Below are 19,296 nucleotides of genomic sequence, written 5' to 3'. Positions count from 1 at the left end.
CCTTAAAGCCCAAAGCGGCGTCTGATTTTGCCGAAAAATTTATTCAGAAAACCTTGCTGTTCAGCTGGTTGTTCAGCAGTTTCAGTTTGTAAATAATGGCTTTCTGATGCAGTGATAATGCCGCCATTGTTGGAAACAATGCAGGCAGCAATAAACTGTTGAACCGTTTGAATGGGAAGTTTTAATTGTGTGGCGACTTGGGAAAGTTGTGCTCCTTGTATAAAGCAGGCTGAAAGATGCAGTGTAATTTTTCGATCGCTACTTTGCGCTGGTTGAGGCCAGTATTCGATTTTATAGTACTCACTTTCGTTTGGCGCTAAACGCTGAAATTCAAGAGAATGCCAAAACAGGTTCCATAACCAGTCCTGTAAATTATATTCGACCTTACGGGACACCTTGGTGAAGTCTGAGGTGGTCGCAAACTCATAATTAAAAGTGTGGTTGGTTTGGGTCTGGGTTCGTGTTGGCTCCAGCCAGGCAATCTGGCTACGTGTGTCAATAATTGCCAGGGTGCCGTGATCATCAAAAAGATGAAGTCGGGCATTTTCTGGATTCAGCATGTCAGTTAAAAATTTTTCATTGACCGCATCATGTCCTGAAACAGGCTCTACCTTAATGTGTTGCGATTGTTGATTGGATAGATAACTTAAAAGACGAAGATGAATCCAGTTTTTCAAGGCGTCGGTTTGTTGAAAGGGTAGGTAAAGTGTATTGTGTTCTTCTATATTGCAAGTTCCTTGCCCTTTGGAAACCTTTAAGCAGGGAAGTTGTTTTTGTTCTAAAATACGTTGAATGCCTTCAGTATCAAAAAAATTTTCATTTATTAGTAGTAGGTCGATATTTGGATCGGCAATGTTAATCCAGTTAATGCCAAATTCATGAGGTATTGTTTTTCTAAGTTCTATTTTTAATTCATCTGAAACTTTTAAACTTATACCCGAAATCGCGATATTAATGCAATGTCCATTCATAGTATCACTTTAATAATTTATAAAATATTGGACTGCACAAAACTAGTCTTTATAATAGAGACTAATAATAGACCGCTTGTATTATCTTTATCTTCTTATTATAAATAAAGAAGATAAAGATATATACAAGAAGTCTAATTATATTAAATATTGTGTAATTGCCAATTAAGCAAAGTCTAACTCTTTTTCAAATGTTTTTAACTCATGTCGAGCCATTGCCAGATTAGATTTACTGCGGTCCAATACTAGATAGAGGAACAGGTTGCCATTGCTTTCCAGAGGGCGGATCAAGTGATATGCCTTACCAAGGGTGATGAGAATATCTTCAATATCATCATTCAATTTCAGAGAGTTAGCAACACGGCGTTTAGCTCGAATAACTTCAGTATTACCCGCAGCCGCCAATTCTAAATCAAGTGCACCCCCGCCTTGAGTTGCCAGCGCCAAACCGCTTTCTGTATCTACCAACGCTGCTGCAACGAAACCATCAATATTTGTTAAGCTTTCTAATGAAATTTTAGCCATGATTTTATCTCTACTTAATACATCTTGTTTATGAATTTATATTCCCTACTTTTGCTTTTGATTAGTTTTCAAAAGTAGATAACCTTATTATAGGAAACTCTTTTATTAAATCAATAATACTTTAAAAGTGTTGAAATCACAGGAGTGCTAATAATTGACAATTTTTTTCAAATAAACAACTTAAAATACCAATTAAAGATAATAATCTAAATTTAATGTGACTTTATTCACACTAATATTTTATTTTAAATTCCTCTTTTGATTGTAAATAAATGTAAATATTTTTCTTGTTAAACTGTATTAAAACATATTTTATGAAATTTAAATTTATTATAAGTACATGATAAAGAAAGTTTTTAAACTTTCTTTATCAATTATTGTTTAATTAATGTGCAAGTAATTGACTGTAAGAACAATACATGAATAGTAAAATGACCAATGCAATGAGTGGGGAAAGCAGATAGGACCAGGCTGGAACATCTGGCTGTTCAACCTCAATTTCTTCAGTGTGATGGATGCTAGGTTGTGCCTGATGAACCATTTGATTGAACTCCTGCATGGTGGTTTCCAGTGAAATATCTTGCTGCTCAACAGGTTTGGAACCTTTCAGTTCGGTAAGCTGGTTGGTTGACCAAACCCAGTCTTCTGCCTGTCCAGACAAGTGCTCGATTTGTCCAAGCAAAAGCTCTGTGAGTCCTGTTTGTCCAAAGCTTCCTGTCTGGTCAAGTTGATTCAGTTCAGTAAACTGTAGACTCAATACCTCCGAGATACTGGACTCTAGCTCGGCTGGGCTAAGTGTAGATTTATTATGTTTGGAAGTGGTCAGGTGTCGGGCAATTTCCTGAATATAAAGCGGGTCGGCAGCCTTGATCTCTTGATAAAGTTTTTGGGGATTTTGTCTCCAAAGACTAATCAGTTGCCCCAATGTCAGCACATTGACTTCATGAATATAAGATTGCTTTTCTTTGGGAGAATACTGGCTAAAAAGCTGTGGTTTTTGAAGCTTAATTTGTTCGGAAAAGTATTGAACTAAGTCAAATGCCATCGTGTATTTCCTCGTTTAATCTAAAATTCTAAGAGAAGGTTTCTTTTTACTTGGTTCTGCTTCTTGCTTTGTTTCAGTCATCTGAGGAGTGTTTGTATCTTCAATGTCAGCATATTCAGCTGGATCGAAAAATAAACCCTGTCCATTTTCTTTGGCGTAGATTCCCAACATCGCCCGAACAGGCACATAAATTTCTTTTGCCACGCCGCCAAAACGTGCCGAGAACGTGATGGCCTCATTACTCATATGCAGGGCATGGATGGCATGTGGGGCAAGGTTCAGGACAATTTGTCCGTCTTTTACGAACTGTAGTGGAACGTCGGTATGGGGTTGTGTGGCATCAACCAATAAGTAGGGTGTCAATTGGTTATCGCAAATCCATTCATAAATGGCGCGGGCAAGATAGGGACGTGTCGGGGTAAAGGTTATTTGCTCAGACATAATTAAAAAACTTATTAAATCGTAGAAATTAAGTCATTGTAGCTGTTTTTTTCTTGAGCTGTCATTGATTTAATAAAAGATGGTCGGCTAAAGATACGATGGCAATACAAGAAAATGGGGCGGCAGTGCTGTTGGGGAAGCTCTATCCCCATGCTCCTTAAGCGCAGGAAAATGGGTGCAAGCATACAGTCCAGAATGGAGAAATTTTCAGACATGAAAAATGGAAAATGCTGAAATAAAGGGGTCAGTGAGATCAGGGTATCTCTCAGCTCTTTCTGTGCTTTCTGTTTTTGTGCGGGATTGAGTGTGTCTGCATGGCGGAGCATGTGGTCAGCCAGTTGAAACCAGTCCTGCTCAAAACGCCAGATATATTGACGCTGCTCAGCCCTTGCCATTGGCGCATCTGCATAGAGCTTGTTCTGGCGATAACGGTCATCAAGATATTCTGCAATCACATTTGCCGAGAAGAGTTTTAGGTTCTGCTCAATGAGCATCGGCAACTGGTTGTATGGATTCAGGTCAGCTAAGTCCTCATCTTCATGGTCGGTAATGATGAGCTGATACTTGATCTGTTTTTCAGCAAGTAAAAAACGAATCCAGTGTGAACGGAAATCATCTGCATGACTATAAAGCGTAATACCTTGAACAGGCGTATTTTCAACCGATGACATATCACAAAGCTAGAGATATAAACGGATTAGCATACTAAAAAAATGCTAGAAAAGCATCTTTGTGGAATGAAAGTCTATGCAAATAAAAAACCTCGGAAAAATCCGAGGTTTTTTGTCCAATTCGTAAAACGATTAACGTTTAGAGAATTGAGGACGTTTACGTGCTTTACGTAAACCAAGTTTCTTACGTTCAACTTCACGAGCATCACGAGTAACGAAACCAGCTTGACGAAGAGCAGGTTTTAAAGTTTCGTCAGCAGCGATCAACGCACGGGTAATACCGTGACGGATTGCGCCAGCTTGACCACCGATACCACCACCTTTAACAGTGATGTAAAGGTCATATTTTTCAGTTGCTTCTAAAAGCTCTAAAGGCTGACGCACAACCATACGAGCAGTTTCACGACCGAAATATTGCTCTAAAGTACGATTGTTGATTACGAGTTTGCCTGTACCAGCTGATAAGAAAACACGTGCAGTTGCGGTCTTACGGCGACCTGTACCATAATTAGTAGCCATGTGCTGTATCCCTTAGATGTCCAAAACTTGTGGCTGTTGAGCAGTATGAGGATGCTCGCTACCAGCGTACACTTTCATCTTCTTGATCATCGCGTAACCAAGAGGACCTTTTGGCAACATACCTTTTACAGCACGTTGGAAGATTTCTTCTGGTTTGTGCGCAACTAATTTTTCAAAATTAGTTTCACGAATACCACCAGGGAAACCAGTGTGGCGATAGTATTTCTTATCAAGTGATTTGTTACCAGTCACCTGAACTTGTTCAGCATTGATCACTACGATGTAGTCGCCAGTGTCAACGTGAGGGGTATAAGAAGTTTTGTGTTTACCGCGTAAACGACGAGCGATTTCAGTCGCAAGACGACCTAAAGTTTTGCCAGAAGCATCAACAACGTACCAGTCGTGTTGAACTTCAGCTGGCTTAGCGCTGAGAGTTTTCATTAACCACTACCTATTATAGTTGGTTTGGGCAAGGAATCGCCCAAACAAAAGGAGACCGAATTCTATATGAATTTGAAAAAGTGTACAAGAACAATTCGATGAGGATGCCATATTTTGCTGTAAAGTGACTGATTTTGTAACTATAGCGTCGCGAATTTTAGGCTACATTATTTGCCTTGTGAGGGTATGGGATTTGCCCTATCATTTTTACATCAATTAATTGAAATAAATAGAAGTATCTAGCTCTCTTAGGAACCCTCCATGAAACTGTCGTTTGCTGCAAAAATTGCTGTAGTCAGCCTGTTAATCGGTGTTTGCTCTACACAAGCAAACGCACGGCGACTGTATAAGTGGGTAGACCAGAGCAGCGTGACCAATTATTCAGAATTTAAGCCTAAAGAGGGGACAGAACGTAAGCTGGAGGTTCTGGAAAGCCGTGGTAATGATCATGTTGACCCAGCCATGGCGGTAACTGCTGAAATGAAGCCGATCGAAATTCCTGTGGATATGGTCAATCCAGCCAGTTCACCTGTGGCAACCAACCCCAACTCGCAAACGGTTTATAAACAGGGAGCGATTGTTGAGCCGTATACGCGCCCAGCAAGTGGCGTGGTGGCAACCCAGCCATCTGTAGAGAAAAAAGAAGCGGTTATTACACAACATCAGTCAACTAGCCCTGAAAAACAGGGAACGACTGCAATTGCAGAAAGACCAGCGAGTACAGTTGTTGCAACTGTAGAAAAAGTGAAAGAAGAACCAGTGGCGGCGACTGTACCAGCAGAGAAAAAAGTACAAATCAAGGTTAATCCGTGGACACGTACGGTGGATGCCGTTCCATCAAATCTGGTTCCTGAAAATCTACCTAGAACATCAAGTGGTAATCCTGAGAAATAATCGCCATACTGAACGTGATACAGCTTGGGAACTCAGATGATTATGCTTCCTTTATATGTCACGTCAGGTGAACCCGCAGGGATTGGTCCTGATATCTGTTTAAGTTTGGCTGGGCGAGTGGATGAGTGCCCAGTGGTGGTTTTGGCGGATATGCAGATGTTGCGGCAGCGGGCAAAACAACTGGGCAATCCTGTTGAACTGGTTGCATATCAGGGACAGGAGCAGTCAAGTATGTCAGGACAGCTTTTTGTGGAGCATATCCCTTTAGTTGAACCTGTTGAACTAGGACAATTAAATCCCGCCAATGCGGCTTATGTGATTGAGCAGTTACGACGTTCAGCCGAGTATGCGATGTCTGGACGTAGCGTGGGTGTTGCAACGGCACCTGTGCAAAAATCCGTGATCAATGATGCAGGCATTACCTTTAGTGGGCACACAGAATATTATCAGGAGTTTGCGGATGTTGATCGTGTGGTGATGATGCTGGCCACTAAAACATTACGGGTTGCTCTGGCGACAACACATTTACCCTTACGTGATGTACCTAATGCGATTACCAAACAACGCCTGCATCAGGTGATTGACATCCTGATTCATGATTTAAAAACAAAATTTAAAATAGCCAAACCCCGTATTTTGGTCTGTGGTCTAAATCCACATGCAGGTGAGGATGGTTATCTGGGGCGGGAAGAAATTGATGTCATCAATCCCGTGCTGGAAACCTATCGGGCGCAAGGTATTGATATGAGTTTAAGTTTGCCTGCTGATACCCTATTTACTCCTGAAAACCTGAAAGATGCAGATGCGGTTCTGGCGATGTATCACGATCAGGGCTTACCTGTGTTAAAATCACAGGGCTTTGGTGAAGCGGTAAACATTACATTAGGCCTGCCATTTATTCGAACCTCTGTCGATCATGGTACGGCACTTTCTCTTGCAGGCACTGGACAGGCAAAATCGTCGAGTTTGCATGTTGCGGTTGATTTAGCACTTGATTTAGCCCGTCAGTGATTGGCGGATAAATTATTCACGTTGGAATTATTATGTATCAAATTAATGCCCTAAACCCTAAAGATGAAGGGCATCAGGCTCGAAAACGTTTTGGTCAGAACTTTTTGCATGACCAGCGTGTGATTGCCAAAATTGTACGCTCAGTGAATCCACGTGCGGGCGATAATATTGTTGAAATCGGCCCAGGTTTGGCTGCACTGACATCGCCCCTGATTGGTGAGTGCGATGCGCTCACAGTGGTTGAACTGGACCGTGATCTGGCAGCAGGCTTGCCTGCTCGCGTGCCACATCCTGAACGTTTGACCATTGTTGAGGCAGATGCCTTAAAATATGATTTCACCCAGTTGTTTCAGGCAGGCCGTCCACTACGTGTCGTAGGAAATCTGCCCTATAACATTTCAACCCCACTCTTGTTCCATCTGTTAGAGTTTGGTGACAAAGTCAAAGACATGCATTTCATGTTGCAGAAAGAAGTGGTTGATCGTATTACCGCTGTGCCAAATACCAAAGAGTACGGGCGTTTATCGGTGATGATCCAGTATTTCTGTAAACCAACCTTTTTGTTTGAAGTACCGCCAGGCTCATTTAATCCACCACCGAAAGTGACTTCTGCGGTATTCCGTTTAGAACCTTATGAGATTAAGCCAATTATTGCAAAAAATGAAAAAGCTTTGGCACGTTTGGTCAGTCATGTATTTACCCAGCGCCGTAAAACCTTGCGTAACAGCTTAAAAGGCATGTTGGTTGAAGAGGGTTTTGAAAAAGCAGGTGTGGACCCGATGGCACGTCCAGAAACATTGAGTCTGGCTGATTTTGTGGCATTGTCCGATCAAATGGTGTCTTAAAATGTCCAAGCGCTACAATTATGTCATTGGTGATGTGCAGGGCTGCTTTGAAGCTTTAAAAGCGTTATTAAAAGAAATTCGCTTTGACCCAGATCAGGACTTTTTATGGTTTGCAGGTGATTTGGTTGCGCGTGGCGAAAACTCGGTGGGTGCCTTGCGCTTTGTTAAAAAGCTGGCTGACCGAGGCGCTGCTGCAACCGTTTTAGGCAACCATGATTTAACCCTGATCGCCTGCGCGCGTGGCTTGAAAAAAATCAAGGACAAAGACCGTACACAAGAGATTATTGACGCCATTGATGGTGATGAACTGGTTGATTGGTTGCGTAAACAGCCTCTAAGTTTATGTCCGAATGATCACACCTTGATTACCCATGCGGGTGTGCCTTGTATTTGGTCGGCAGAACAAACTGTGCAGTTGGCAAGCGAAGTGCAACAGGTGGTTGGGCATGACGATCTTACGGTATTGGATGCTTTCCTTGCAGAAATGTATGGTGAGCAACCTGATCTTTGGTCCGATGATTTGACTGGGCAGGCTCGCTTGCGCTGTATTACCAATTATTTAACCCGTATGCGCTTAACCAATGCAGAGGGTAGGCTGGAGTTTGAATTCAAGGATGCACTGGATGCACCGATGCCAACAGGCTTTCAGCCGTGGTTTGAGTTTGATAGTCAGGCTGCACAAACTCATCAAATTATTTTTGGACATTGGGCGGCCTTGCAGGGTAAAACCATTAGCTCTCAAATTCAAAATGTCGATGGTGGCTGTGTCTGGGGGCAGCAACTGGTTGCCTTGCGTTTAGAGGATCAGAAAATTTTTGCTGTGGATAATCCACTTGCTTAATTTTTGGGATAAAGCAATAGTGATTGCAGTTGGGGGTTTTGCTTAAACTCCCGATATTTTTTCTGATCAATTCGGCATAACATTTTTTCCAATATATTAAAACCTTGTGCTGAAGATGGAACAATATAAGTTTGATGGTTAGTGATCATCTGCAATTCATAATTTTGATGGTCATGACGAACGGTATCAACTCGGCAAATATGAATAAAATTTTGTGCTAAAGCAGAGGGTACTGTTGGCAAACTTTGATTTTTAAGTTGTTGTAGTGAGAAACGTTCAGAAAAAGCTTCGGAAAGCAGTTGGAAGTTTTCATAACTTTGTTTGGCTTGTAGTCGAAAAATGCGTTTGGACTGTGGTAAATAACAGACTTCGACTTGTTGTCCAATCCATGTGGTTGCTGCCTTTAAAAAATGTGCATTTCCTAACAAAAAAATAGAGGGGAATAGTAGGTTTAAATGTATATATTGATCGCAAATGATTTCTTCTGAATCCTCTAATTGCAAACGAAGCGTATGGAATTGTGTTCTAAATAAACGTTTCGGTTGAATCTGCACCTCAATAATAGTGGCGTTGGCTTTGATATAATTCAGTTGGGTTAGATCCTGACGTAAATCTTGGTCAATAATGTATTTTTCAGCAAAAAAAGGGAGCCGATGGTCTTGAAAGCTATTGCTTGGTGCAGTAAATGCCAAAGCACAGATCCAACCAACAATGAGATAAGCAAAATGAAATTGATAAGGATGACCTTTTACCCAATCCATAATATAAATGAGTAAGGTGAATAATAAGCCATAACCTAATAAGAAAATCACATAAACCCCAATTGCTTTCATTTTATTGGGAATGGTAAAACGCAAATATTCGCTAAATTCAGTTCTGTGTTTGGCTTTAAGTATTTGCATGATTTTAAAATCTTTTTATTTTATATGAATGTGTTGAATCATATCATTCGATTCATGAAACTGTCACACACTGATCATTAAAGTGTCAAAAAATATTTATAAGCTAAACGCATGAAAATAACGACACAAATGGATGGCGATATGCAGAGTACATACGCGACATCTCTATTAAAGCAAGATCAGTTTCCTGAAAATTTTAAATTCTATTTTAAGAGGAAGCAGCAAAACGATTATTCTTATGAACGAGCCGAGCTGCGGGATTTGGTTCGTCCACGTCTCAGGATTGCAATTGTAACTGAAACGTGGCCACCAGAAATCAATGGTGTGGCTTTATCCATGATGCAGTTATGTCAGGGCTTGCAACGTCTTGGGCATAAAATCCTGCTGGTTCGTCCAGTGCAGAAAGAAACCTGTGCGGAATTCCATCCTGAACAGGAATGTCGGGTGCTGTCCCAGCCGATTCCAAAATATCCAAGCCTGCAATTTGGCTGGCCACAATATCTGAAAGTCACCAAGGCCTTTGAAAAATTCTCACCCGATGTGGTGCATATTGTGACTGAAGGACCTTTAGGACTCACTGCATTACAGGCAGCCAAGGCAAAGAAGATTGCGGTTTCCAGTGGTTTCCATTCACCTTTTCAGGATTTTAGCCGCTTCTTTGACCTAGCCTTTCTGGTCAAGCCTATCCAGCGTTACTTAACCTGGTTTCATAACAGTACCGATGTGACCTGTGTGCCGAGCCAGCATACCGAACAGGCACTGCGTGGTTTTGGCGTGACCTGTCCATTGGTTGTGGTTGGTCGTGGTGTCGATACAGCACGGTTCTCTCCAAAACATCGTTCCCAGCAACTCCGCCAACAATGGGGTGTTGATGCTGATACCCGTGTGATGCTGTATGTCGGGCGCTTATCACCCGAAAAAGAAGTTGATGTGCTGATTAAAAGCTTTCATGCCTTGCAGGCCCAGCAGGGTGTAAATATCAAGTTTGTGATTGTGGGGGATGGGCCTGACCGTGTCCGACTCAGCAAGATGACCACATCCAAAGACGTGATCTTTATGGGGAGTCTCAGCGGGCATGAGTTGGCAACAGCCTACGCAAGTGCAGATGTGTTTACCTTTGCCAGTCAGGCCGATACCTTTGGCAACGTGGTGCTGGAGGCAATCGCCAGTGGTTTGCCCGTGATTGCCTATGACTACGTCTGCGCACACCAGCACGTCAAACATAATATAACAGGATGGTTGAGTCCTTTGGGGCATACAGCCGAATTGATTCAGTCCATTTGCCGTTTACCTGCGCTTCTGCAATTGCGGCAAATGGGCCTGCTGGCCAGTGAAAGTGTGCAGCACAGCAGTTGGCAGTTTCCTGTACAGCAACTTGAACAAGCACTTTATCAGGTGGTGAAGGAGTCTCCCATGACCTCTACCTAAAGTATTCTCAACAAGAGGAGAAAAAGTATGAAATTTCAAAATGCAAAAATAAAAATGCTCGATCTCGATTTAAAAGGCTGTGTATATCTCAATCATCTCTCCCAGACGCAAGCAGTTGCACTGTTTTTTAAAACCATCAGTCGTTTGGGAGATGGACCTTTTTGGTATGTGATGCTGCTGTCTGTATGGGCCATGCAGGGGTTGGCATACGGCCTACAAATTCTGTACCTGATTGTGGCAGGTTCAGCAGGCACCTTAATTTATAAATTCCTCAAACACAAAACCACACGTCCAAGACCTTACCAGGTCCATCAAGTCATCGTTTTAGGTGAACGGCCACTAGACCATTTTAGTTTTCCATCAGGCCATACCCTGCATGCGGTGATGGTTACGATGACCTTGGGCTATATTCAACCCATCTTATTATTGTTGATGTTGCCATTTACGATTCTGGTTGCATTGTCACGAATGATTCTTGGACTACATTATCCAAGTGATGTGATTGTGGGGGCGATCATTGGGGCATCGGTTGCAAGTGCAATTATCCTGCTGGCACCAAGCTTTAATATTCTTTTATAGATATAACAGTAAATTTCGGGTGAATTTACCGAAACAGCACTATCCCTTAAATCTGCTGATTTGCTAAAGTAGGCTGAATCACATTCATTACATTCAGGTTGTCATATGGGCTTACGTTGGACAGATACGATTGATATTGCGATTGAACTCACCGAAGCGCATCCAGAGGTTGATCCACAATGGATTCGTTTTACCGATTTACACGCATGGGTCTGTGCCTTGCCTGACTTTAGTGATGACCCAAACAAGTCAACAGAGGGCTTGCTGGAAGCCATCCAAATGGCATGGTTGGATGAAGTTCGATAAAAATTCATCAGAAATTAGCGAACTTTTACAGATTCAAGCTGATTATTGGTGCTGACATCGGTATAATGCGGCAAATTTTTTTAATGTTTAGACCTGGATTAGGGAGCCAATCATGGCAGTTGAACGTACTTTATCAATCGTAAAACCAGATGCAGTTGCAAAAAACCACATCGGTGACATTTTTGCCCGTTTTGAAAAAAATGGCCTAAAAATTGTTGCAACTAAAATGAAACACCTTTCTCAGGCAGATGCTGAAGGTTTCTATGCTGAGCACAAAGAACGTGGTTTCTTTGCTGACCTCGTTGCATTCATGACTTCTGGTCCAGTGGTTGTTTCAGTTCTTGAAGGCGAAAACGCAGTTCTTGCTCACCGTGAAATCTTGGGTGCTACAAACCCTAAAGAAGCGGCTGCTGGCACAATCCGTGCTGACTTCGCTGTAAGCATCGACGAAAACGCAGCTCACGGTTCTGACTCAGTTGCTTCTGCTGAGCGTGAAATCGCTTACTTCTTTGCTGACAACGAGATCTGCCCACGCACTCGTTAATCCAAAGCATTCAGGCCAGATAAGTGGTATACTGCTTATCTGGTTTTTTATTTTCTTATAGATCAGTTTGTGTAAATAATGCACAGCCTTTTCTAGCGTTGACATCTTTTAGGTAAATTCACATGAGTTCTGTAGCCGTAGTTTCATCAGAAAATATGGATGAAAAACAACAGTCTGTTTCTACGCCTGTGGTTCAAGCTGCTGCTGCAAAAGTGAACCTATTGGGTATGTCTCGTCCTGAACTGGAAAAATTCTTTGAAGACCTGGGCGAAAAAAAGTTTCGTGCTGGTCAGGTAATGAAATGGATTCACCAGTATTTCGTAACCGATTTCGCTGAGATGAGCAATATCTCAGGTAAGCTGCGTGAAAAACTGGAAAAGATTTGTGAGATCAAGGCGCCTGAAGTGGTGCACCGCAACTATTCCAAAGACGGTACACGTAAGTGGGTGTTCCGTGTTGGTGATGGCGAGGGTTCCCTGGTTGAAACCGTGCTGATTCCTGCTGAAGATAAAACAGGTGCACGCAAGACTCTGTGTATTTCTTCGCAAGTTGGTTGTGCGCTGGATTGTTCATTCTGCTCTACGGGCAAGCAAGGTTTCCAGCGTGACCTGACGCCTGCTGAAATTATCGGTCAGCTCTGGATGGCAAACTATTCCTATATGGAGGATGTGCCTGTTGCTGAGCGTGAACGTACCGTGACCAATGTGGTGATGATGGGCATGGGCGAGCCATTGCTCAACTATGATGCTGTCCTGAGCTCCATGCAGTTGATGCTGGATGATTTTGCCTATGGCATGTCGAAGCGCCGTGTGACCTTGTCAACATCAGGTGTGGTTCCCAAGATTGACCAGTTGGCACAGGATATAGATGTGGCACTGGCGATTTCACTACATGCGCCAAATGATGAGCTACGTAATGAACTGGTGCCGATTAATAAAAAATACCCATTACAACAATTGATCGCTGCATGCCAGCGTTATCTGGCAAAGGATGGCAACGAAAGTGCCCGCCGTCATGTCACCATTGAGTATGTGATGCTGGATGGGGTCAATGACCAGCCTGAACATGCACAGCAGTTATTAAAACTATTGAAAAACCTGCCAAGTAAAATCAACCTGATTCCATTTAATCCATTCCCGCATGCGCCTTATGGGCGTTCAAGCCGAAACCGTATTATTGCATTCCAAAAAACTTTGTCTGATGCGGGTTTTGTGTGTACGATTCGTCAGACACGTGGCGATGATATTGATGCTGCCTGTGGTCAATTGGTGGGGCAGGTGGCTGACCGTACCCGTCGTGCCGAACAGTGGAAAAAGAAAGTGGCGCAGCAACAAGAAATTTTGCGCACACAAGGATAAAACTTGAGGGTAAAGCGTTGAATACAACTCGACCAAAAACGATTATAGCGACAGCTGTTGTGTTTACTGTATTGGGCCTAAGCGCCTGCCAATCAACAACACTGAAGAAAGACCCAGAAAAAGGGGTACAGGTGCGTACCCAGCTCGCCGCAGAATATATCCGTACAGGTGACTTGGATTCAGCCAAACGCTCTCTTGATCAGGCGTTGAAAGTCGATTCTCGTGATGCAAACGCCAACATGATGATGGGCATCCTGCTGCAACAAGAGGGCAGTAAACCCAATATGGAGAAAGCGGATGCCTATTTCAAGCGTGCGATTTCCTCTGAGCCGAATAATGCACAGGCCCGTAATAATTACGGTACATATTTGTACCAGCTGCAACGTTATAATGATGCCATTGAGCAATTTACCCGTGCGGGTGCAACCCTGGGCTATGACCAGCGCTATCAGTCGCTGGAGAATCTGGGGCGGATCTATTTAAAACTGGGCGATGTTGCGAATGCCGAAAAATCATTCAAACAGGCGCTACAGGCGAATCGAAATGCCACCATCTCCATGTTAGAGTTGGCGGAAATTTTCTATTTGCAGCAGAACAATAGAGATGCATCACAGCTTTATGAACAATATGTTCGTAATGTGGGGCAGAAGAATCAGGGTGCCCGTGCACTCTGGATTGGTATACGCATTGCTCGAGCCAATGCGGATCAGTTGGGAATGCAGGTGTTGGTCAACCAAATGCGTGCCTTGTTTCCTGATAGTCCAGAATATCAACGTTATTTGCAATTACAGTACAGTACTGAGGCCGTATGGAAATAAATCCAAATTCACATCAGCCAACTGGCTCAAACTCACTTTCGTCAACGTTAGGAAATATTCAACGACCTGGTGAGTATTTGCGTCAAATTCGTATTGCACAAAAGAAAGAACTTGAAGAGATTGCAAACGTATTGAACATGCCTGTCAAAACCCTGACGGCATTGGAGCAGGATGACTACAAGTCATTGCCTGAAGCCACATTCATCAAAGGCTATTACCGTGCCTATGCGAAACTGCTGAATGCGGACGCCAGCGCCATCATCCAGCGTTTTGATGAAATCTATGTCAATGACACGGGTCTCAAGGCGAATCATGCTCTGAGCAACTCGCCGATCAAAACGATGGGTAAACTGGCTGGGTCGAAAAGTGTGCGTAACCGTAAATGGTTAAAGCGCATTGCAATTCTGGCTGTGGTGGCATTATTGGCATGGTTGGCTGTGATGGCAGTGCAGAACTGGACCTCCAGCCATAAGGATGAGGCGGATGTGCCTAAAATCACCAACTCGGATGTTGAGATTCTCCCAATGGGGAATAGTGTTGTAACAACGGGTGACCAGCTTGTATTGAATTTTAGCCGACCAACCTCTGTGCATATTGTGGATGCAACAGGTAAAGTATTGGCTACAGGTCGTCAGGCATCGACATTGACCCTGAGTGGTGAGTCACCATTCCAGATTCGTCTTGATGACGCGACCGCCGTATCATTGACCTTAAATCAGGAACAGATTTCCCTGTCTCCATATACGGTCAATGGCAGGGCAGAATTCCGTTTGTCTCGTTAATGCCAAAGAGTAGAGCTATACGATGATTGTGAACCCAATTAAACGCCGTCCAACACGTAAAATCCGTGTCGGGTCGGTGTATGTCGGTGGTGATGCCCCGATTAGTGTTCAAAGCATGACCAATACCGAAACCTGTGATGTCGATGCAACGGTTGCGCAAATTCAGCGCTGTGCCGATGCAGGTGCCGACATCATGCGTGTTTCTGTGCCTTCAATGGAAGCGGCGGAGGCGTTTGGTGCCATCCGTAAGCGTGTTTCCGTACCGTTGGTGGCGGACATTCACTTTGATCATCGTATTGCCTTGGCGGTTGCCGATTATGGTGCGGACTGTCTACGGATCAACCCAGGAAACATTGGTTCAGACCAGAAAGTCCGTGAAGTGGTGGCTGCGGCCAAACATCATGGCATCTCAATCCGTATTGGGGTGAATGCGGGATCACTGGAAAAAGACCTACAGGTCAAATATGGTGAGCCGACAGGACAGGCCCTGCTGGAGTCTGCCATGCGTCATATCGACATTCTTGATCGTTTAGACTTTCATGAATTCAAGGTCAGTGTGAAAGCATCAAATGTATTTTTAACCATGGATGCCTACCGTTTGCTGTCCCAGCAGATTGATAATCCACTGCATTTAGGTGTGACTGAAGCGGGGATTTATCGTACAGGTACGGTGAAATCGGCCATTGCACTGGGTGGTCTGTTGATGGAAGGCATTGGTGATACCATGCGTATCTCATTGGCGGCCGAACCTGAAGATGAAATTAAGATTGGTTTCGACATCTTGAAATCGTTAGGTCTACGTTCCAATGGAATCAATTTTATCGCCTGTCCAAGCTGTTCGCGTCAGGAATTCAATGTGATTCAGGTGATGCAGGCGCTGGAAGAGCGTCTGGAAGACATTCGTACCCCAATGGATGTTTCAGTGATTGGCTGCAAGGTCAATGGACCTGGGGAGGCCAAAGAGGCTGATATCGGGATTGTCGGTGCATCACCTCGTTCGCTGGTCTACCGTAATGGTGAAAAGAGTCATTTGATTGACACCAATCAGTTGGTTGATGAAATTGAAACAATGGTTCGTCAACGTGTTCAAGAGCTTGAAGAAGCAAAATCTAAAGAAATTATCCGCACAAGTTTTTGAGTAGGTCATGAGTTCAATTAAAGTTTTAACTGGTTTTAAAGATATTCTTCCTGATCAGACCCATGCTTGGCGTAAGTTGGAGTCGGAGTTGTCTTTTTTGATGGATAGCTATGGTTACCAACAGATTAGATTGCCATTATTAGAAAAAACACAACTATTTAAACGCTCGATTGGTGATGCGACGGATATTGTGGAAAAAGAAATGTATACTTTTGAAGATAAGGGTATACCACCAGAATCTATTACCTTGAGGCCTGAAGGAACAGCAGGTTGCGTTCGTGCGATTTTGGAAAGCAACCTACTCAGGGGTGGGGCTCCACGAGTTTGGTATCTTGGTCCAATGTTCCGTTATGAAAAACCACAAAAGGGCCGTTATCGCCAGTTCCACCAGTTTGGTGTGGAAACCTTTGGTGTGGCAACACCTGATATTGATGCTGAACTCATTTTAATGACTGCTCGTTTATGGAAACGTATGGGTATGTCAGCCAATGTCCGTTTAGAATTAAATACCTTGGGTGAAACCGATGAGCGTGCAGAATATCGTGCTGCACTGGTTGAGTTTTTAAACCAGCATAAAGACGCGCTGGATGAAGACTCGCAACGTCGCCTGACCACCAATCCATTGCGTATCCTTGATTCTAAAAGCGAATCCACCCAAAAGATTCTGGAAAATGCACCCAAATTGCATGATTTCTTAAAAGAAGATTCAATCCAGCACTTCCAGCAATTACAGCAGTATTTAACTGATGCTGGCGTGGAGTTCGTGATTAACCAGAAATTGGTTCGTGGTCTGGACTACTACAACAAGACTGTTTTTGAATGGACCACCACCATGTTGGGTTCACAGGGGACGGTTTGTGCGGGTGGCCGTTACGATGGCTTGGTTGGGCAACTCAAAGGCAAGGCTGATCAGTCTGTGCCAGCAGTCGGTTTTGCCATGGGGATGGAACGCCTGTTGCTGTTGCTTGAGCAGGTTGAGCAGGCGAAAGTGGTGCGTGACTGTGAAGTGTTCCTTGTGGCTGAGCCTGACTATCAGGCAAAGGCATTGGTGTTGGCAGAGCAAATCCGTGACCAGCTGGAAGCTGCAAACAGCAATATTCGCCTAAAAACAGGTTCTCAGGGCAGCATGAAAAGCCAGATGAAAAAGGCTGACCAGTCAGGTGCGGTCTATGCCGTGATTCTGGGCGAACGTGAATGGGAATCACAGCAGCTTTTGGTGAAAGAGCTTGCCACGGCTGAACAGTCACAGGTGAGCCTGACTGAGCTGACTCCATTTTTTATCGAAAAATTTAAACAATAAATTGCACAATATTTAGGAAAAGGACAATCACATGAGTTTAAGTGATGAAGAACAACTCGACCAGTTAAAGTCGTTTGCCAAAAAATATGGTTCTGCCATGATTAGCGGAATTCTCATTGCCCTGATTGCCTTTTTCGGATGGGAATACTGGCAAAAGAAAAATCTGGCTGAAGCCCAGAATCAAACCGCCAAGGTGCAAAAACTGATGGATGAGGCGAAAGCTGCATCAGGTCAGCCAAATGCCCTTGCAACAGTTTCTGAAGCGGCAGACAAAATTGTCAAGGATGATGCGGATTCTGTGCAGGCGATCCAGACACAGTTTATTCTGGCAAAGCTGGCTTATGACAAGCAGGACTATGTCGCTGCTGAAAAAGCCCTGAAGAAAGTCGAAAACTCGAAAGTCAAGGATGCGGGTTTGGTGCAGATTGTTAAATTACGTTTGGCTGATGCACAACTGGCACAGAAGAAGTTTGATGAGGCGTTGAAAACCTTGTCAGGTGTGACAGAGCCTGCCTTTAAGGCAACTGCAGATGAGTTGCGTGGCGATATCTTTGTTGCGAAAAAAGACAATGCATCCGCGCGTAAGGCCTATCAAAGTGCCTGGGATAACCTGCTTGAGCGTAAGCAGGAGCGTCAGCTTTTACAAATTAAACTCGAAAGTGTTGGCGTTTTAGTAGATGATCCTGAAATTGAGCGCCCGATCTTAGATACCAAAGTGGATGAGTCTTAATGCAGAATAAACTAAAACTACCTTTGGCAATTGCAGTTGCTTCAGCTTTATTGCTTGGATGTTCAAGTAATAAGGTTAAAGAGGCCAAACCAAATCCATTGCCGAAAATTCAGCAACAACAAGGCTTGAACCTTGTGTTTTCGCAAAGTGTTTCATCTACAAATGCGGCTGAGGCTTTACGCCTACAGTTGGATACCGACAATGGCGTGATTTTTGCGATTGATCCTGATGGTCAGGTTTCTGCCTATAAGGGCAAGGAACGACTTTGGAAAAGCAAGATTACCAAACAAGAACTCACTGCTGGTGTAGAAGCAGCTGAGGGAATTGTTGTGGTGGGCAACCGTAAGGGACAGTTGTTTGCATTGGATCAGGCCACGGGTGAACAAAAGTGGACAACTCAGTTGTCTGGTGCAATTCTTTCTCCTTCACTGATTCAATCGGGACGAGTTATTACGATTGCAAATGACGGGACTGTATTTGCACATGACGCTGTATCTGGGCAACAGGTTTGGGCATATAAATTACCAAGCGTTCAGTTTAGTTTACGTGGTCAACCTGCACCTGTGCGTTTGGATGACCGTACTATTTTGGTCGCATCAGCGAATGCTTATGTTTATGCATTGGATGTGATTAGTGGTGTGCCACGTTTCCAGCGCCGTGTTGCGATCAGTGAAGGACGTTCAGACATTCAGCGCCTGATTGACATTGTGGGCGATCCAGTGGTTGCGGGTCAGTATCTGGTCACCACCAGTTTCCAGGGACAGGTCACAGTCACTGATCTGGCTACACAACGTGTAGTGTGGAGTGAAGATGCCAGCAGTACCAACCGCCCAGAAGTATCGGGTGATAAGGTATTTGTTTCCACGGTGGATGGTAAGCTGAATGCCTATAGCCTGAGTACAGGTGAGTTGGCTTGGCAAAATGAAGAGTTGCTGAATCGTCAGCTCAGCAATCCTGTCATGTTGGGACAGAGCCTTGTGGTGGGTGATCTGGATGGTGTGATCCATCTGCTTGATCCTGCTTCGGGTAAACTGGTTGGGCGTGCCAAAACCAGTGGTGAAGTGCAGTCACTACGCGTGATTGATAACCAGCTTTATGTTGCTACGCGGAAAGGTGCATTAAGCATTTGGCAGAATCGTTAATTTTAGCTCCGCTTGTGCTAAAATAATCAATTAGCGATTGCTAAACAGAACATTGATCGGGGTAT

The 19,296-nt window shown here is 43.8% G+C and carries 23 protein-coding genes; 15 read left to right on the top strand and 8 right to left on the bottom strand.

What is annotated here, in order from left to right:
• Positions 1-2: 2 nt before the first annotated feature.
• From QTA56_RS16100 to rplM, 7 genes are all read right to left on the bottom strand, one after another.
• On the bottom strand, positions 3-971 hold the full coding sequence (locus QTA56_RS16100) for a hypothetical protein (RefSeq protein ID WP_267982002.1): 969 nt from the start codon (positions 969-971) through the stop codon (positions 3-5).
• A 165-nt stretch (positions 972-1,136) separates the two neighbouring features.
• The gene (locus QTA56_RS16095) at positions 1,137-1,496 is read right to left on the bottom strand and encodes a roadblock/LC7 domain-containing protein (protein ID WP_004652550.1); all 360 of its coding nucleotides are present in this window, start codon (positions 1,494-1,496) and stop codon (positions 1,137-1,139) included.
• Between the two features lie 385 nt (positions 1,497-1,881).
• The gene (locus QTA56_RS16090; protein ID WP_267982001.1) at positions 1,882-2,541 is read right to left on the bottom strand and encodes a hypothetical protein; all 660 of its coding nucleotides are present in this window, start codon (positions 2,539-2,541) and stop codon (positions 1,882-1,884) included.
• 15 nt (positions 2,542-2,556) lie between these two features.
• Complete coding sequence (locus tag QTA56_RS16085; RefSeq protein ID WP_267982000.1) at positions 2,557-2,982, bottom strand: ClpXP protease specificity-enhancing factor; 426 nt, start codon at positions 2,980-2,982, stop codon at positions 2,557-2,559.
• Positions 2,983-2,996: 14 nt separating this feature from the next.
• Positions 2,997-3,653 (bottom strand): glutathione S-transferase N-terminal domain-containing protein, encoded by a 657-nt coding sequence (locus tag QTA56_RS16080; RefSeq protein WP_267981999.1) that lies wholly within the window; start codon positions 3,651-3,653, stop codon positions 2,997-2,999.
• 132 nt (positions 3,654-3,785) lie between these two features.
• On the bottom strand, positions 3,786-4,172 hold the full coding sequence (gene rpsI / locus QTA56_RS16075; protein ID WP_004675485.1) for a 30S ribosomal protein S9: 387 nt from the start codon (positions 4,170-4,172) through the stop codon (positions 3,786-3,788).
• A gap of 12 nt (positions 4,173-4,184) precedes the next feature.
• Positions 4,185-4,613, bottom strand: coding sequence for a 50S ribosomal protein L13 (gene rplM, locus QTA56_RS16070; protein ID WP_004675486.1), 429 nt, complete (start codon positions 4,611-4,613; stop codon positions 4,185-4,187).
• A gap of 261 nt (positions 4,614-4,874) precedes the next feature.
• Here rplM and QTA56_RS16065 point away from each other — a divergent pair, with 261 nt between their 5' ends.
• The 4 genes from QTA56_RS16065 to QTA56_RS16050 are packed head-to-tail and all read left to right on the top strand — an operon-like array spanning position 4,875 to position 8,204.
• On the top strand, positions 4,875-5,507 hold the full coding sequence (locus tag QTA56_RS16065; protein ID WP_267981998.1) for a hypothetical protein: 633 nt from the start codon (positions 4,875-4,877) through the stop codon (positions 5,505-5,507).
• Positions 5,508-5,543: 36 nt separating this feature from the next.
• A complete protein-coding gene (pdxA, locus tag QTA56_RS16060; protein ID WP_411956111.1) occupies positions 5,544-6,518 on the top strand; it encodes a 4-hydroxythreonine-4-phosphate dehydrogenase PdxA in 975 nt (324 codons plus the stop codon).
• Positions 6,519-6,550: 32 nt separating this feature from the next.
• Complete coding sequence (rsmA, locus tag QTA56_RS16055; protein WP_267981997.1) at positions 6,551-7,363, top strand: 16S rRNA (adenine(1518)-N(6)/adenine(1519)-N(6))-dimethyltransferase RsmA; 813 nt, start codon at positions 6,551-6,553, stop codon at positions 7,361-7,363.
• Position 7,364: 1 nt separating this feature from the next.
• A complete protein-coding gene (locus QTA56_RS16050; protein ID WP_267981996.1) occupies positions 7,365-8,204 on the top strand; it encodes a symmetrical bis(5'-nucleosyl)-tetraphosphatase in 840 nt (279 codons plus the stop codon).
• Here the strand turns inward: QTA56_RS16050 and QTA56_RS16045 are convergent.
• Entirely contained in the window at positions 8,201-9,106 is a 906-nt protein-coding gene (locus QTA56_RS16045) for a hypothetical protein (RefSeq protein WP_267981995.1), read from the bottom strand. The genes QTA56_RS16050 and QTA56_RS16045 overlap by 4 nt on opposite strands.
• Positions 9,107-9,247: 141 nt before the next feature.
• Between QTA56_RS16045 and QTA56_RS16040 the strand changes: the two genes are divergently transcribed.
• The 11 genes from QTA56_RS16040 (at position 9,248) to bamB (ending at position 19,231) form a co-directional block, all read left to right on the top strand.
• Positions 9,248-10,534 (top strand): glycosyltransferase family 4 protein, encoded by a 1,287-nt coding sequence (locus tag QTA56_RS16040; RefSeq protein ID WP_267981994.1) that lies wholly within the window; start codon positions 9,248-9,250, stop codon positions 10,532-10,534.
• A gap of 27 nt (positions 10,535-10,561) precedes the next feature.
• Positions 10,562-11,113 (top strand): phosphatase PAP2 family protein, encoded by a 552-nt coding sequence (locus QTA56_RS16035; protein WP_267981993.1) that lies wholly within the window; start codon positions 10,562-10,564, stop codon positions 11,111-11,113.
• A gap of 105 nt (positions 11,114-11,218) precedes the next feature.
• On the top strand, positions 11,219-11,419 hold the full coding sequence (iscX, locus tag QTA56_RS16030; RefSeq protein WP_005269171.1) for a Fe-S cluster assembly protein IscX: 201 nt from the start codon (positions 11,219-11,221) through the stop codon (positions 11,417-11,419).
• A 112-nt stretch (positions 11,420-11,531) separates the two neighbouring features.
• Complete coding sequence (gene ndk / locus QTA56_RS16025; protein ID WP_267981992.1) at positions 11,532-11,963, top strand: nucleoside-diphosphate kinase; 432 nt, start codon at positions 11,532-11,534, stop codon at positions 11,961-11,963.
• A gap of 122 nt (positions 11,964-12,085) precedes the next feature.
• A complete protein-coding gene (gene rlmN / locus QTA56_RS16020; protein WP_267981991.1) occupies positions 12,086-13,321 on the top strand; it encodes a dual-specificity RNA methyltransferase RlmN in 1,236 nt (411 codons plus the stop codon).
• A gap of 17 nt (positions 13,322-13,338) precedes the next feature.
• Complete coding sequence (gene pilW, locus QTA56_RS16015; protein WP_267981990.1) at positions 13,339-14,139, top strand: type IV pilus biogenesis/stability protein PilW; 801 nt, start codon at positions 13,339-13,341, stop codon at positions 14,137-14,139.
• Entirely contained in the window at positions 14,130-14,921 is a 792-nt protein-coding gene (locus QTA56_RS16010) for a helix-turn-helix domain-containing protein (RefSeq protein WP_267981989.1), read from the top strand. The genes pilW and QTA56_RS16010 overlap by 10 nt, the downstream gene beginning before the upstream one ends.
• 22 nt (positions 14,922-14,943) lie before the next feature.
• Complete coding sequence (gene ispG, locus QTA56_RS16005) at positions 14,944-16,059, top strand: flavodoxin-dependent (E)-4-hydroxy-3-methylbut-2-enyl-diphosphate synthase (protein WP_267981988.1); 1,116 nt, start codon at positions 14,944-14,946, stop codon at positions 16,057-16,059.
• Positions 16,060-16,066: 7 nt separating this feature from the next.
• Positions 16,067-17,359, top strand: a complete 1,293-nt coding sequence (hisS, locus tag QTA56_RS16000) for a histidine--tRNA ligase (protein ID WP_267981987.1) — start codon at positions 16,067-16,069, stop codon at positions 17,357-17,359.
• Positions 17,360-17,390: 31 nt separating this feature from the next.
• Positions 17,391-18,089: a YfgM family protein gene (locus QTA56_RS15995; RefSeq protein ID WP_267981986.1), complete on the top strand. Its 699-nt coding sequence runs from the start codon at positions 17,391-17,393 to the stop codon at positions 18,087-18,089.
• Entirely contained in the window at positions 18,089-19,231 is a 1,143-nt protein-coding gene (bamB, locus tag QTA56_RS15990) for an outer membrane protein assembly factor BamB (protein ID WP_267981985.1), read from the top strand. Before QTA56_RS15995 ends, bamB begins: the two co-directional genes overlap by 1 nt.
• The last annotated feature ends 65 nt before the right edge of the window (positions 19,232-19,296 follow it).

The sequence above is a fragment of the Acinetobacter thutiue genome, from assembly GCF_030385805.1.
Classification (GTDB): Bacteria; Pseudomonadota; Gammaproteobacteria; order Pseudomonadales; family Moraxellaceae; genus Acinetobacter; species Acinetobacter corruptisaponis.
The sequence above is the reverse complement of the archived record's forward strand: the minus strand, read 5'-3'. Positions and strand labels throughout refer to the sequence as shown.